This window comes from Novosphingobium aeonii, from assembly GCF_052279045.1.
Lineage (GTDB): Bacteria > Pseudomonadota > Alphaproteobacteria > Sphingomonadales > Sphingomonadaceae > Novosphingobium.
Genome location: NZ_CP176833.1, coordinates 472,120 through 486,723 on the forward strand (window position 1 = coordinate 472,120; position 14,604 = coordinate 486,723).

Annotated in this window: 17 protein-coding genes; 3 read left to right on the forward strand and 14 right to left on the reverse strand. The window is 61.3% G+C overall.

Translation table 11 applies throughout. The annotated features are described in order from the left end of the window. Positions 1-52 precede the first annotated feature (52 nt). Positions 53-577 (forward strand): ester cyclase, encoded by a 525-nt coding sequence (locus ACLIMP_RS17785; protein WP_443478697.1) that lies wholly within the window; start codon positions 53-55, stop codon positions 575-577. Between the two features lie 168 nt (positions 578-745). Here ACLIMP_RS17785 and ACLIMP_RS17790 read toward each other — a convergent pair whose 3' ends face one another. From ACLIMP_RS17790 to ACLIMP_RS17845, 12 genes are all read right to left on the reverse strand, one after another. Then, positions 746-1,666: an alpha/beta fold hydrolase gene (locus ACLIMP_RS17790; protein WP_443478698.1), complete on the reverse strand. Its 921-nt coding sequence runs from the start codon at positions 1,664-1,666 to the stop codon at positions 746-748. A gap of 15 nt (positions 1,667-1,681) precedes the next feature. Next, complete coding sequence (locus ACLIMP_RS17795) at positions 1,682-2,434, reverse strand: SDR family NAD(P)-dependent oxidoreductase (protein ID WP_443478699.1); 753 nt, start codon at positions 2,432-2,434, stop codon at positions 1,682-1,684. Further along, positions 2,431-3,270 carry an alpha/beta fold hydrolase gene (locus ACLIMP_RS17800; RefSeq protein WP_443478700.1) on the reverse strand — a complete coding sequence of 280 codons (840 nt, stop codon included), beginning with the start codon at positions 3,268-3,270 and terminating at the stop codon, positions 2,431-2,433. Before ACLIMP_RS17800 ends, ACLIMP_RS17795 begins: the two co-directional genes overlap by 4 nt. A 15-nt stretch (positions 3,271-3,285) precedes the next feature. After that, a complete protein-coding gene (locus tag ACLIMP_RS17805; RefSeq protein WP_443478701.1) occupies positions 3,286-3,840 on the reverse strand; it encodes a VOC family protein in 555 nt (184 codons plus the stop codon). A 21-nt stretch (positions 3,841-3,861) separates the two neighbouring features. Then, positions 3,862-4,251, reverse strand: a complete 390-nt coding sequence (locus ACLIMP_RS17810; RefSeq protein WP_443478702.1) for a MaoC family dehydratase — start codon at positions 4,249-4,251, stop codon at positions 3,862-3,864. Continuing rightward, positions 4,248-4,706: a hypothetical protein gene (locus ACLIMP_RS17815; RefSeq protein ID WP_395335254.1), complete on the reverse strand. Its 459-nt coding sequence runs from the start codon at positions 4,704-4,706 to the stop codon at positions 4,248-4,250. Before ACLIMP_RS17815 ends, ACLIMP_RS17810 begins: the two co-directional genes overlap by 4 nt. Before the next feature lie 11 nt (positions 4,707-4,717). After that, positions 4,718-5,881, reverse strand: coding sequence for an acyl-CoA dehydrogenase family protein (locus ACLIMP_RS17820; RefSeq protein ID WP_133085040.1), 1,164 nt, complete (start codon positions 5,879-5,881; stop codon positions 4,718-4,720). 63 nt (positions 5,882-5,944) lie between these two features. Continuing rightward, the gene (locus ACLIMP_RS17825; protein WP_443478703.1) at positions 5,945-6,499 is read right to left on the reverse strand and encodes an NADPH-dependent FMN reductase; all 555 of its coding nucleotides are present in this window, start codon (positions 6,497-6,499) and stop codon (positions 5,945-5,947) included. A gap of 1 nt (position 6,500) precedes the next feature. Next, positions 6,501-7,253: an SDR family oxidoreductase gene (locus tag ACLIMP_RS17830; RefSeq protein ID WP_236549401.1), complete on the reverse strand. Its 753-nt coding sequence runs from the start codon at positions 7,251-7,253 to the stop codon at positions 6,501-6,503. 20 nt (positions 7,254-7,273) lie between these two features. Then, positions 7,274-8,014 (reverse strand): alpha/beta fold hydrolase, encoded by a 741-nt coding sequence (locus tag ACLIMP_RS17835; RefSeq protein ID WP_443478704.1) that lies wholly within the window; start codon positions 8,012-8,014, stop codon positions 7,274-7,276. 5 nt (positions 8,015-8,019) lie between these two features. Continuing rightward, positions 8,020-8,976 (reverse strand): VOC family protein, encoded by a 957-nt coding sequence (locus ACLIMP_RS17840; protein ID WP_443478705.1) that lies wholly within the window; start codon positions 8,974-8,976, stop codon positions 8,020-8,022. Positions 8,977-9,028: 52 nt separating this feature from the next. Continuing rightward, positions 9,029-9,880 carry a fumarylacetoacetate hydrolase family protein gene (locus ACLIMP_RS17845; RefSeq protein WP_133085045.1) on the reverse strand — a complete coding sequence of 284 codons (852 nt, stop codon included), beginning with the start codon at positions 9,878-9,880 and terminating at the stop codon, positions 9,029-9,031. A gap of 130 nt (positions 9,881-10,010) precedes the next feature. Between ACLIMP_RS17845 and ACLIMP_RS17850 the strand changes: the two genes are divergently transcribed. Continuing rightward, entirely contained in the window at positions 10,011-10,718 is a 708-nt protein-coding gene (locus tag ACLIMP_RS17850; protein ID WP_443478706.1) for a GntR family transcriptional regulator, read from the forward strand. A gap of 7 nt (positions 10,719-10,725) precedes the next feature. Here ACLIMP_RS17850 and ACLIMP_RS17855 read toward each other — a convergent pair whose 3' ends face one another. Both ACLIMP_RS17855 and ACLIMP_RS17860 read right to left on the reverse strand, forming a co-directional pair. Beyond that, positions 10,726-11,508 carry an SDR family NAD(P)-dependent oxidoreductase gene (locus ACLIMP_RS17855; protein WP_443478707.1) on the reverse strand — a complete coding sequence of 261 codons (783 nt, stop codon included), beginning with the start codon at positions 11,506-11,508 and terminating at the stop codon, positions 10,726-10,728. Positions 11,509-11,537: 29 nt separating this feature from the next. Continuing rightward, positions 11,538-13,202, reverse strand: coding sequence for a class I adenylate-forming enzyme family protein (locus ACLIMP_RS17860; RefSeq protein WP_443478708.1), 1,665 nt, complete (start codon positions 13,200-13,202; stop codon positions 11,538-11,540). Between the two features lie 157 nt (positions 13,203-13,359). On the opposite strand from ACLIMP_RS17860, the gene ACLIMP_RS17865 reads away from it, so the two are divergent. Next, positions 13,360-14,562, forward strand: coding sequence for an acetyl-CoA C-acetyltransferase (locus ACLIMP_RS17865; RefSeq protein WP_133085048.1), 1,203 nt, complete (start codon positions 13,360-13,362; stop codon positions 14,560-14,562). The last annotated feature ends 42 nt before the right edge of the window (positions 14,563-14,604 follow it).

Consider the following 14,604-nt stretch of genomic DNA (forward strand, 5'->3'; position numbering starts at 1 on the left):
GGGTTACGGCCTGCGCGTTGGGCGGGCCAGATATCAAGCAAGGAGACTACTGATGGGCCTGGCCCCGTTCACTGAAGCCGATTTCTTCCTGTCCAAGGAGAAGCGGGCCGAAATCACAGCCGGACTGACTGAGCGGCAGGCTTTCATGGTCACGCAATGGATGGACTTGCACGAAGTCATCAATCGGGGCGATTGGGACGGCATGGATGCCTTCTTCAACACCGACACCATGACGTATGACAATCCGAACCGGCCGGATCTTGGCACCTACCACATCTGGAAGACCTCGCCGCAGGGCCTCTACAAGACGTTCCCGCCCAGCACTTACCGGACTTTGAAGGCATGGGGTCGCGGCGACGATGAGGTCTGCGTGCTCTGCCATCACTACGGCAAGCACACCGGCGGTCCCTACATGGGTGTTCAGCCGACCGGAAACGAACTCAACGTCCTGTGGTTCTCCTGGCTGCGTTTCCGCGGCGACAAGATCGACCACATCTATTCGATCTCCGACGTGCTTTCGATGCTGAAGGACCTCGAAGTGATCGATGTGCCTCAGCCGGTTGATCCCTACAAGTGATCGAGCATGCCCCGGCCGCCTGCGTTGTCGGGCGGTCGGGGTGTGAAAAGGCCCAATCTTAGAGCGGGACTTGCGGTATAGCTCGACAAGGGTTTGACGTGGGTCTCTCGGGTGCCTCGGGGTATCGGCGTCCTTAACGCTGAGAGTTTCGCAGTAGCAGCTGGCGTCTCATTCGCCCGGCTTGGCCATCTCATCGATCCAGCCGTTGAGTTTCGTCCAGCTGTCGCTGCGCGTCGAGGCGAAGTTATGGCAATGCGCAGAACCAGCGAGCGGCATCAGGCTGATACGGCGCGACTTGCCGTAGAACGACGGCTCAAGAAGCGGATCCGGACTGACGTCAATGTCCGCGAAATGCAGATAGACGGGAACATCGATCGCTGCTGCCTGATCCGCCACGCCGCCGGGCACGATAGCCAGCCGGCCGTAGCTGTTGGGCGTGACCGAGGCGCGGGAATTGTCGGCGGCAATGACGGCCTCAGGCACGTCAGGGGCGTGGAAACTCGCGCGCATCGAACCCCGATCCGCTTGACTGTAGCCACTGCCTTCGACCCGCTTTTCGAGATCTGCACGCACTTCGTCCGGCAGATCGAGGCTGATATTGGTGAACCCAAGGATCGCAACCTGATCGAAGCTGCGAAACGAGGCCTGCTGAATGATCGTGAGCATTCCGCCCATGGAGTGACCGATGCCGCTGATCCGTTTGCGCTTCGCTGCAAGCTCGGCGCCGAAATCTCCAGCGTCGATCCGGCACAGGATGTTTGCAAGCGCCTGATGGTGCGCCTGCGCGCCGAGCAGGGGATTTAGCAGTCCTTCATCGAGTGGCTTGGAACTATCCCCCATGCCCAGCGCGTCGAGGGTGAGGACGGCCTTTCCCTGGGAGAGGAAGTAATCGATGAAGCTGTAGCCGGGGTGACCGTCAATCCGTGCATCCCAGTACCAGCGACTGTACGATGCGCCATGAAGGCAGACGAGCAGGTCGAGAGCATCTGAAGGCACGGTTTCGGGCAGGGCCAGCGTAGCGGCAACCGTGAGTGGCTGCGCGAATTCGATCGCGGGTGCAACGGGTATCGACAGCGTTAATTTGGACACGGTTGCTATCCTGTTTCAGAGGCTGAAGCCGCCGTCGACGATGAGGGTCTGACCCGTCACGTAACCTGCACGCGCCGACGCGAGGAAGGCCACGGCGTTGGCGATATCGCCTGCGCTGCCAAAGCTCTGGAGCGCGATCCGCTTGCGCTGGGATTCCCAGATGTCCGGTGTGTAGAGAGTTGAAAGAAATTCGGCGCCAAGCCCTGCATCGATGATGCCTGGTGCGACCATGTTCGCCCTGATGCCGTATCGCCCTTCTTCTTTCGCAACAGCCCGGCAAAGAGCCTCGATACCGGCTTTGGGAACCGATGAAAGCGCATCGCCAGGGGGGAAGCAGTAATTGGCAACCGATACGACCGCGACGAAATTGCCGAAGCCCTGCGTCCGGAAGTGCGGCAGGGCATGGGCAACCACGCGGGTGAAACCCATCAGTTCGATCTCGATGACTTCGCGCCATTGCTGTTCGACGATCTGACTGACGAATGGCTGCGGAATTTCGACGCCGCTGGCGTAAACGACGGTCCCGATTGCTCCGAACCGCTCCACGGTGCGGCGCATGGCCTCCTGAATCGAAGCATTGTCAGAAAGGTCGCAACGGACCGCGAGGGTGCCGCCGTTTCCGCCCATTGTTTCGGCGACTGCGAGGGCTCGCTCCTGGCTGGAACGATATCCAATGGCGACGCCGTTCCAGTCAGACGCAAGCTGCCTGCATATCTCGCTCCCGAGGCCGCCGGTTCCGCCAATGACTATTGCGGCTCCCCGGTTCATAAGGGCAGATACTCGGCCAGATGGCGCAGCAGTCGAGCTGCGAAGGCATCGTTCTGGTCGCCTGTGAACATGTGACCGACACCCTCGGCGATTTCGACCTCCAATTGCGGTGTGAGGCTTTTGAAATGGCGAACGCTCTCGTCCGAGACAAGTTCGCTGAGCTGCGCCTTCACCAGCACGACCGGTGATTTCACCCTGCCGGCCGCTGCGAACAGGGCTGCGCGTTCAGAAGGCGGATGCAGGAATTCGGGTGCGGTTGTGCGCGGATCCCAATGCCAGAACAGCCGGCCGTCTTGCTTCCGCATCGACTTGGCCAGCCCGGATACATGGGCAACGCGCGGTTGGCCCAAATGGCGATGCAGAGCATCGGCTGCGTCATCCAGCGTCGCAAAGCCGGCGTCGCTGCTGCGAAAGAAATCGCGAATGCCATCCACGCCGTCATCGACGATCAGCGGCGCCACGTCCGCCAGCATGATGAGCCTGACGAGATCGGGATGACGCGAACCGCCGACCAGTGCCGATTGGCCGCCTCGCGATGCGCCGACCAGCGCAACGGGCCTGGAGAGACGGGTGACGATGGCTTCCACATCGCGCCCGTAGGCTTCCAGCTCATAGTCGCCATCGGCCGCCCAGCCGCTCTCGCCATGCCCGCGCAAATCGAACGAAAGTGCATAGTAGCCGGCCTCCGCCGTCCGCCGTGCCGAACGCGTCCATGAGCGGCGGCTTTGGCCGCCGCCATGGAAGAAGCACACTGCAGGAGCAACAGGGTCGCCGAAGGCATCGGCTACCATGTCGAGATGGTCACCGGGCCACGTAGTTTGGGAAGCGGTGATCATGCGCAAGTCTGCCGATCACGCTGCCGCGACCGGGGGTACCAGTTCTGCAAAGGAAGGATGCTCTCCGGGTCCGCGGTAGGCGAACTTGCCCGGCGCATGGTGCCACTTGCCGTCGTTCCTGCTCTCGTAGGGCGAGGCGACCTCGATAAGGCAGCCATGGGTGCTTTTCGGGCCCACCCAGCTCCATTTCTGCCAGGTCATGTCCGGGTCGTTGTAGGTCTTGCCGCCGCCAAGCACCTGAATGCCTTCTGCGGCCAACTTCTCCATCGCGCCCGGTACGTCGTCCGTAGCAAAGCAGAAGTGATGCACGTGCTCGCCGACCTTTTCGAGGCGGTCGCCCATTGGCGTTCCCGGAGAGGGCTGGATGAACTGGATTTCGGTTCCGCCATTGTTGACGAAAGTGGCCCACCGCATGCCTGCATCCGCACCGCTCGAGAATTCGTCGTACTTGACGATACGCTCTTCCAGCGATGCAGGGTCGAGAACGCGCAGGATCTTGGTCCAGTTCTCGATGGCGGTGTCGAGGTCGCGTACGACCATGCAAACGTGGGCAAAAGGTCCGCTAGGCATAATCTCTCTCCTGGAGAATCTTCAGATTTCTATTGTTGCTGTGCCGGAATTGACGGTACCGCGCCCGTCCACGTCGAGCTTGAATTCGCAAGTGACCGTGCTTCCATCGATCGCCGTGACCTTGCCGGTGACGACAGCGCGATCCTCGCCATAGACATTGTCCAGAAAGCGCGAATCCATCTTCGAAATCCGGCCTTTGGGGAAGGCACGCATGAGCATGTTCATCATGTAGGCCACGTTGATTGGCCCCTGGTTGATGACGCGGTTGCCCAGGCCCTTCGCCTTCACGACTTCGACGTCGAGATGGATCGGATTGGGATCCGCGAGAAAGACCGCCCACTGCTTCATTGCATCGGAGCTGACGCGTTCGATGGTGAAGGAAGGCAGATCGTCTCCAACGTCGTATGTCATGCCGCAAACTCCTTGCGGGGCAGTACCCACACGTTGTCGGTTTCAAGCACTTTGGTGCCGTCCAGCAGGTGCAAACGGAGCCGGTAGGTCAGTACGTCCATGACGCCGAGCTTGCGGCTGCGCTTGCGGACGAGATCGAGGATTTCGCCGGTGACCCTGTAGCTTTCGCCCACCTTCAGAGGGGCGTCGAACGTTACGCCGCTCGAGCCCATCATCGGACCGTCCTCGACGTCGAATTCGCAGGCCTCGCATACGCCGGCCACCGTCTTGCCCATCGCGACCTGGGTCGCGATGTAGTAGTAGATCGGATGCGCAGTGCCGTCAGGCGCCGGCTCGATGCCGGTCGAACGGCACAGCGCAGCGTTTTCCTCGGCACTGATCGTGAAGATCGCGCTGCCGTCAAGAGAGGTGCCGGCAGCGTCCGGGGCAGGGGGCAGATCGTCGAGATCGCTCATGGCCATTTCCTTCAGAAAGAGCGGGGCAGCCCGAGGCTTTCGGCAATCGTGTTGCGAACCATCTCGTTGCTGATTGGCGTCATTCTCAGGATCCGATGATCCCGCCAGTAGCGTTGCATGTCCGTCTCTGCGGAATAGCCCATGCCGCCCAGGATCTGGATGCCTAGATCGGCCGCTTTTACTGCATTTTCAGTGGCGACCATCTTGAGCATGTTCGCCTCGACACCGCAGGGCATGCCGTTGGCTTGCATCCATGCGACGTTGTTGAGCAGCAATTCGGTCGTTTTTTGCCAGGTGGCGATATCCGCGACGTAGTGTTGAAGGATCTGAAAGCGGCCGATGATGCCCCCGAACGCCTTGCGCTGCTTCATGTAGTCGAGCGCGTCTTCAAGTACGCCGTCTATCGCACCGAGGCACTGCGCGCCGACCATGATACGCTCGTTGTTGAGCGTCGGCAGCATTGCGTACCACGCCTGCCCCGGTTCCCCGAGCACGTCCTCATCCGGGACGAAGACATCGTCGTAATGGACTTCGCACGAACCCATCGCCCGCATGCCAAGCTTGGGCAGTAGCGAGCAGGTAATGCCGGGAGATTTGGCATCGACGAAGAACATCGTGAGGCCGTGATGCTTCTTTTCGACATTGCGATCCGTCCGAGCGAGGACAAGAAGCCGGTCAGCCGCCTTGGCGGCCGTCGTCCACATCTTGGCCCCCTTCAACCTCCAGCCGCCCTCGACCTTGTCCGCGTAAGTCTTCATCGCGCCCAGGACATCGGTCCCGCCATCGGGTTCGGTCATCGACAGCGAGACGCGAAGCTTGCCCTGCGCCATCGGCCTCAGCCAGCGGTTCTTCTGCTCTTCGGTTCCCACCGCGCCGATCGTCTTGGCGCCTCCGAACGAGGTAAGGCCCCACACCCAGAGCAGCCCCCCCGCGGTGCGGGCAAACTCGCGGGCGAAGATCATCTGCATCATGACGTCGCCGCCAAGCCCGTCATATTCTTCCGGGATGCCGATGCCGAAAAAGCCTTGCTCTGCCAGCTTGTCCCAAAGCGCGTAAGGGTAGTTTTCCTCGTCGGCTTCGAGCGTACGCATCCAGTCCTTCGGGGCTTCTGCATCGACCCATCGGCGCACCACGTCACGGAAGGCCTGCTGCTCGTCGGTGAGCGAAAAATCCATTGTACTTCCTGTTCTCTTGCGCTCCCAATTGGCACCCATCCGGTGCGCTCAGAACCTATCGTCCTATAGGGTCGGCCCTGCGTGGAAGCGAAACATCTGGTCTACCATCATGGTTAGCTGGCTGGTGACGGGCGCCTGTTCGATGGGATCGCCCTCGGTTCCGACCGTGTTGATCGCAACCCCGAGAGGTGTGGGCCATCCGCGCAAAGCATGGGTTATGCTGCGAAGCTGCTGAAGCGTTCCAACCGCAGCCTGCCAGCCTGCAGCCGTGGCGATTGCACCGACCGGCAGGCCGTCGAAATAGCAGCGATTGTCCCGGTTCGTATCCTCGACGTAGTCGAGCGCGTTCTTGACGAAGCCCGATATCGCACCGTGATAGCCCGGCGAACCGATGATGATGCCATCGGCGGTCCGAAGCAGTTCGACGTAACGCCGTGCTGCGTCGGAGCGCTCCTGGTTTTCCGGTGCATACGGGGGGAAATTGATGTCCTCGCCCGAAAGGATGGTAGTGCGAGCGCCGCGCTCCTGCGCGATAGCTAGCGCCTTGCGCAAGGCGCGTTCGGTCGATGACATGGCGCGCATGGTGCCGCCGATGGCGATGAAATGGGGCTGGGTCATATCAGATCGACAATCCACCTTCGACCGGAATGACCGATCCTGTCACGTATGCTCCGGCGCGTGAGGCCAGATAGATAGCGGCGCCCGCGAGGTCTTCCGCAGTACCGGTCCGCCCGCGCGGCACCATGCCTTCGACCATTTTTCTCATCTCGTCGGACGTGATGACGGTCATCTCCGTCTCGAAGAAGCCGGGTGCGATGACATTGGCCGTGATGTTATCGCGGCCCAGTCGTTTGGCGAGACCCTTCGCCAGCCAGTGGATCGCACCTTTGGATGCCTGGTAGGCGTAGTTCTCCTTGGGACCGACCTTGAGAGCGCCTACCGAGCCGATGTTGATGAGGGATGCCGGCCGTTCCTTTGTCCCGCCGGCGCGCAGTAGAGGGAGAAATTTCTGAAGCAGGAAGAACGGTGCCTTCAGGTTGAGATCCATGACCTGGTCCCAGTCCTGCTCGCTGTAATCGTCGATAGGCGCCTCGGCCATCGCACCGGCATTGTTGACCAGGATATGAAGCGCATTCTCGGCTTCACTCACGCGGGCGACGAGAGCGTCCACTCCCTCCAGGGATGAGACATCAGCGGTTAGCCCGATGCATTGACCCCCGGTCGAGGTGCTGATTTCCCGGGCGGCATCGAGCACTTTGGCCTCGGTCCGCGCGCAGATATAGACCTTGGCGCCGGCGGCCGCGAAGCCGGTCGCTATATGGCGCCCGATGCCGCCGGAGCCGCCCGTCACGACGGCGATGCGGTCCTTCACCGAGAACAGTTCTGCGGGATTCATGCTTCTACCTTCAATCCGGCGATTTTAAGGATCAGGCCGGTGGTGCCTTCGGGATCGCCCACCAGCAGAGCATGGTCGCCGGGATGTTCGTGAATGTTCCAGCCGAGCGCGCGCGCGCGCTCGTGCATCGCCGTCATTACGGTCACGGCGGCGGCGATATAGTCCACCGGTCTTGCGATGGTTTCGCTGCCCTTGGCGATGGCGCCCGCTGTCGCCTTCATTGGCTGGTCAGAAAGGTTGTCGAGCAGCCACTTTTCCCGTGCGGGATCCATGAGGTGCGGATGCTCCTTGGCAGCCGCACGCTGCATCTCGTCGACGCCCGAACCGATCGGTCCCTCGCCGGCTTCAAGCAATGCATCGAGCTGTGCGACTTGTTCCTCGGGTACATAACCCATCAGCGAGGCGATGCGCTCGCCCGAATGGGCGATAATGGCGTCGAGGTAGATGATGCTGGCGATGCGGTCGCCCACCTCTGCTATGATACCCGGCGCCACGGTGCCTGCATAGCTGTGCGCTACCAGCACGACGTCATGCAGATCTTCGAATTTGAAGACGTTGACGATGTCGCGCACGTGGGTCTCGTTGCCCACATCGCGGCCGATGAGATGGCTGCGCTCGCCAAAGCCGGTAAAGGTCGGTGTGTAGACCTTGTGCCCTTGCGCTTCGAGAATCTCCCGGACGTATTTCCAGGTCCAGCCGCCCATGCCGCCGCCGTGAAGAAGAACGAATGTGGTCATGGCAATCAGGCCTCCGCTGGTTCGGTGTTCTGGATAAATTCGGGGAATGGGTCGGGCCCCCAAAGGAACATGCTGTCGTCAGGGGCGTGGTTGGCCGAGGGCCAGTCCACATCCGCAGGAATGAAATCGATGTCGGCGGAATACTCGCTGAAGCTGCCCCAAGGATCGCGCACGTAGTAGAAGTAGTTCGCACCCAGCACGTGCTGGCCGAGGCCCCAGTTGGGTCCGTAGCCGGCGCGCGCCATGCTTGCGCCGCCGAGACCCACTTCCATGACGGAACCCACGTCCCAGCTGTTGTGATGCATACCGCGGCGGTCGGAGAGCACGAGTGCGAGCAAGTGGTGATCGCTCCCATGGACACCATGGAGAAAGGCAACAGCGGGCTCGCTCTTGTCGGAGAGCCGCAGGCCAAGCGTCCGCTCATAAAAGTCGATCGCGGCGTTCACGTCGGTGGTGAAGATCGCAAAGTGCGAAAGACGGCGGGGGTGGACCTTGGGTGCCTTGCTGTTGGGAATTGCGCCGGACTTGCCGGGTTCTGAACTCGTGAAGCTGAAGCGGCTTTTTTCGGCAGGCGTCGCCTTTTCCGCAACGCGCACGTTGATGGGAAGGCCGTCGAAACCTCTGAACCAGATACCCTTGGCTTCTGCGTTGTCAGGTGCCGGGATGAATTCCACACCGGCGCGCTCGAGGTGGCCGCGAAACGTCTCCTCCTCATCCGCGAATATCCCGAAGCTGAGATAACGCAGCCGCTTGGCATCGCCTGCCTGGCTGAGGACTGCCCACCTGTGCGGATGACCCTGCGCATAGAGTTCGAGCCGGCCATCCGCCTCGCGCACGTCCAGACCGAAGAGCGTGTAGAAGCGTCGTGCCTCGTCGAGGTCGGGCACTTCCACCGCAAAGTGATCGATGGAATGGACACCAAGTACATTGGCGCGGCGACTGGCGATGCTTTTCTCGTTCATCCTGTCCTCCATGGCGGCCGAGCGATGTTCTGGCGCATCGCTCGGCCCGAAATCACGCTGCCTTGATGGGATTGACCAGCAAGCCGATTTTTTCGATCTCCACTTCGCACACATCCCCGTCCTTCATGAAGAGCGGAGGATTGCGGGCAAGTCCGATGCCCGACGGCGTGCCCATGACCAGCACGTCGCCTGCTTCCAGCGTGAAGCATGTGGAAAGCAAGGACACCGTATCGACAACGTCGAAGACCATGTCAGAGGTATTGGCGCTCTGAACGACCTGCCCGTTCAGCCTGGTCTCGATCTTGAGCCCAGCGCCGCCCGCGGGCAGTTCATCGGCCGTGACCAGCCATGGGCCGAAGGCACCGGTATCGTCGAAATTCTTGCCCACGGTCCATTGCGGCGTCTTGAGCTGATAGTCGCGCACGGAGCCGTCATTGAACACCGAGTAAGCGACGATGTGGGACAGCGCGTCTTCCTTTCCGATGTTCTTTCCGCCCTTGCCGACGATTGCGACCATTTCAGCCTCGTAATCGAGCTGGTCCGATGTGGCCGGCTTGATGATCGGCGCGCCGTGGCCGATCAGGCTCGAATTGAACCGTCCGAAAACTGTCGGGAATTCGGGAACCTGGAAGCCGCCTTCGGCAGCGTGATCCTTGTAGTTGAGACCAAGGCACAGGATTTTCGGCGCCTTGATAAGCGGCGGCAGAAATTCAAGGTCGTCTTGCGCGACGCTCTCTCCCTGGGCCAGGACTTTGCCGCCCGCCTTTGCGAGCGCTTCGCCGCCCTGAGCGACAAGGTCGTCCAGATCGTAGAGTGCCGCGTCGCCGAAAATCGCCTTGATGCCGGAGCCAGTGTCCACCGCAACGCCGATGCGACCGTCCTTCGAAACTTTTGCCAAGCGCATGATTCGATCCTTTTCCAAACTCGGGCACCGTGGGGTGGCTCGGTCGGCTCGTCAATCTGAAATATATTCTAAGTACTAAAATATACCTCTAACGTTTACCTTGGATTTCGTTGCTGCTATGGAGACTGGGATGACAAAAAAGCTCAGCCTCACCGAGCAGGCCTATCGCCGGCTGCGGGACAATCTCTTGACCTGCCGCCTTGTGCCGGGGGAGCGGATCAACATCAAAGACGTGTCGGACAACCTGGGGTTCAGTCTCGGTGCAGTCCGAGAGGCCTTGTCGCGCCTGACGTCTGAAGGGTTCGTCGTCCTTGACGATGCGCGAGGCTTTCGGGCAGCGCCGATTTCCATCGCCGATCTGACAGACCTCGTCATGGTGAGGAGTGACATTGAGGGACAGTGTCTTCGCCGCGCCATCGAACGCGGCGGCCTCGATTGGGAATCGACGATCGTGAGTGCTGCCCACCGTCTCAGCAAGACGCCGACACGCGATCCCGCCATGCCGGAGCGGCTCAATGAGGACTACGCCGAGGCCCATGGCGACTTCCATCATGCCCTCGTCGATGCTTGCGACAGCCCATGGTTGCTGCGCATGCGCGAATGGCTCTACGCTCAATCCGAACGATATCGCTACCTCACGGTTCCGCTCGCAACCGGCGAGCGGGATCTGGTGCATGAGCATGCCGAAATCGTCGAAGCCACGCTTGCCAGGGATGCGGATCGGGCCGTCGCTCTCCTCAGGAGCCATCTCGAGGCAACAGCCAGGCTTCTGATCGATGGACAGACCGACCCGGCGGGTGAGGCGAACCTGCGTTTCCTGGATGACAAGGCCGCCTGACACCATTTCAGCGTTGCCTTTGCTGGCCCGTGCCGCCCCCGCTGGCCGGCATCAGCATGTTGCTCATGCCGCCGTCGACAAGCACATCTATACCGCTGATGTGGCTGGCCTGCGGACTGGCGAGGAACAGGATGGCGTTGGCGACATCCTCGGCCAGACCGAGTTTACGCAAAGGTATACTGGCTTCCCGCTCTTCCCGGCGCGTCTTGTCACCGTAGCCGGCGGCCGTCATCGGCGTGTAGGTAGGACCGGGAGAGACGGTATTGCAGCGGATGCCATCGGGACCCCATTCAATGCAGAGTTGCCGGATCAGCATCAAAAGCGCCGCCTTGCTGCACGAATAAAATCCGAGCCCCGGCGTAGGCTGGGTGCCCGACATCGAGCCCGTTGCAATGAAGGCACCCTTGCTGGCTCGCAGGTGCGGATGCGCGGCCTTTGCTAGCAGCCAGGTGGAGCGAGTGTTTATCGCGAAGATCCGGTCGAAGTCGGCAAGCGGCTGGTCGACAAGAGCGCCGCCCATGATGATGCCCGCATTGCTGATGACTGCATCGATACCGCCCATGTGGGCGAGTGCAGCCTCGACGATGCGATCGCCGCTGTCGGGCTCGGCAAGGTCAACGACGCAGCCCCCTGTCGCCCCCCCAATTTGGCCCGTCACTGCTCCAAGATTGGCCTCGTCCCTGTCGGCCAGGAGCATTGAGTGCACGCCGGGCAACACTTGTCCCGCCGCCAGCAGTTCAGCACAGGCCCGGCCAATGCCGCTGGCTGCACCAGTAATGACCACACGCATTCCATTCTCCCTTTGCGCGCAGCGCCTCATCAGTCCTCGAGACCAAGCTCGTCCATCAACGCGCTGCGCAGCTTGAACTTCTGTATCTTCGATGCCGACATCGGCCATTCGTCGATGAACCGGATGTGCCGGGGCACCTTGAACGAGGCAAGGCGCGCCTTGGTAAAGGCGATCAATTCCTCCGGCTCGACAATCACGTCGCCGTCCCGCTCGATGTAGGCTGCCGGGATTTCGGCCAGCCGCTCGTCCGGCAGGCCAACGACCTGGGCAAGACGAACAGCCGGATGCGCGGCCAGGACCGCTTCGACTTCTGCCGCCGCGACGTTCTCGCCGCCCACCTTGAGCATGTCCTTGAACCTGCCGTGAAACATCACATGGCCGTGCGCATCGATCGAGCCGATGTCGGCGCTGTGATACCAGCCCTCGCTGTCGAGCGCCTGGGCCGTCTTCTCAGGATCTTTGTAGTATCCGTCGAACAGATTGTAACCGCGGATCAATATCTCGCCCCGTTCGTCGACGGCTTTCTCCAAGCCTGTTTCAGGGTCGATAATTTTCATTTCGATGCCGGCGAGCGGATAACCGAGCTTTCTGAAGCCCATTTCCGGCTCCATCCCGTAGCCGCCCGTGGTCACGATTCCTGTAGCCTCCGTCATGCCCATGGTCCCCACCTGCAACATACCGGGAGCCTTCTCCCGGTACGCCTGACCGACCCGGTCGGGCATGAAGGCAAAGCAGCTGTTCTGGAGCCTGACCGAGGAAAGATCTGACGTTTCCCAATCGGGATGCGCGATCATTGCCTGATGAAATGTGACGAACGGCAGGAACATCATCGTCACGCGCTCCTGCTCGATCTGGCGCAGGCTTTCTCCGGCGTCGAAATGCGGCTGTCCGATGAAGGTACCCCCTACCTCCATCGCGCCGAGCATGCAGAGCATTGCGGCGATATGGAAAAGCGGCAGCGGCGACCATGCTCGCTCGCCGGGCTGGAAGGCCCAGCGATAGTGCGCCAGGTTGTTCGCCTCGCGCGTCACGGCTTCATGGCTTAGCAGACAGCCCTTGGGATTGGCCGAAGTGCCGGAGGTGTACAGAATCATCGCGGTATCACGCACGCGAACAGTGAGGCGCGCCGCATGGATCTCGTCTTCGCTGACCTGTTCGGCGGCTTCATCGAACATCGCCTGATCGATGAAGCCGGGAACCGAACGACCGCCAAGCATGATGATGCGGGAAAGCTTCGGTGCCGCGGCAAGTGACAGGCGAGCAGGATTGTCGGCACTCGCCAGGTCTGCAAACGCCTCGTAAAGCCGCGCACCGAAGTCGACGTGTTCAGAGACAAGATCGTTTGTGACGATGGCTGCAAGGTCGGCGTTCTCCGACACGTACGCCATCTCTGGTGCCTTGTAGCGGGCATTCATGAGAACCGAGACGGCACCGCACATCGCATTTGCGAAAAGCGTTTCGACGAATTCGATGCTGGACGGCAGCAAGATGCCGACATGGTCGCCCCGCCGAATCCCGAGCGCCCTTAGCCCCCTCGCGCGGCGCAGAACACTGGCCACGACTTCGTCATAACTCTTGCGTTCGCCCGGAAAAACCAGGGCCTCCCTGTCCTTGCCCTTGTCCCACCCCGCCAAGAGGTGATCACCCAACGTCGTCGCGGTGATGCGAATTGCGGCGTCGTCTTCACCCGTCATGCTCACAAAAGCTCGTCCTCAAAGTTCGTCCCTGCGCGATGAGTGCGAGATTGCAGCGAACCCGCGATCCTGCGCCTTTCGTTGGATAGGTGCGGACAGGCTGGCCAGACCCAAGAGCAGGATCACGAAAACACCGATCACTGGCCGGGAAATGACGATGGAAGCCTATATCTACGATCATGTTCGCACGCCGCGCGGCAAGGGCCGGCCCGATGGCGCGCTGCATGAGATCACTTCGGTCGAAATGGCGACACAGCTGCTCAAGGCCTTGCAGGAGCGCAACGCACTCGACACCGCCTTGCTCGATGACGTTATCATTGGCATGGCGCAGCCGGTCGGCGAGCAGGGCGGTGTCCTGGCGCGCGCGGCAGTTCTTCAAGCCGGCTATGCGCAATCGGTGGCTGGCCAGCAGATTCACCGATTTTGCGCGACTGGCCTCGATGCTGTCAGTCTCATCGCGGCCCAGGTCCATTCCGGCATGATCCAGGCCGGCATCGGGGGCGGCGTTGAATCCATGAGCCGAACGGTCATGGGCTATGATTCCGGTGCCTGGACGTCGGACCCGGCAGTTGCATTCGGCAACTATTATGCGCCGCAGGGCATCGGCGCGGACATCATCGCGACGCTGGACGGCTACACCCGCGAGGATGTCGATCGTTTCGCGGTCGAGAGCCAGCGCAAGGCGGCCCGTGCCTGGGAAAACGGCTATTTTCGAAATTCCATCGTGCCAGTGAAGGACGTGCTGGGCGAGGTCGTGCTCGATCATGATGAGCACATGCGTCCGGGCACCACGCTGGAGAGCCTGGCAAAGCTCAAGCCCGCATTCGAAGGCTTCGGGAAAGCCGGTTTCGAAGCTGTCGCGAAAGCGCGGTACCCCGAGATCGAGGACCTCGACTACGTCCATCACGGCGGCAACAGCTCCGGTATTGTCGACGGTTCCGGGCTCGTCCTGGTCGGCTCACGGGCGTTCGGCGAGAAAGCGGGCCTCAAGCCCCGCGGGCGCGTCCGTTCCTATGCCAATATCGGTTCTGAACCGACGATCATGCTGACGGCCCCTGCGGAGGTCTCGCGCAAGGCTTTGCGGGCCGGAGGAATGATGCCCAAGGACATTGACCTCTGGGAACTCAACGAGGCCTTCGCCAGCGTAGTTATGCGCTTCCAGCGCGACATGGACATTCCCGACGACCGGATCAACGTGAACGGCGGCGCGATCGCCATGGGACATCCGCTCGGCGCCACCGGCGCGATGATCCTCGGCACCGTGCTCGACGAATTGGAACGCCGCGACGCCGAAACCGGCCTCATCACGCTGTGCGCGGCCAATGGTCTTGGGACCGCCGCTATCATCGAGCGCGTCTGAACGCTGCTCCATTCCTAGAAAAAGATCGGGACACACCCATGA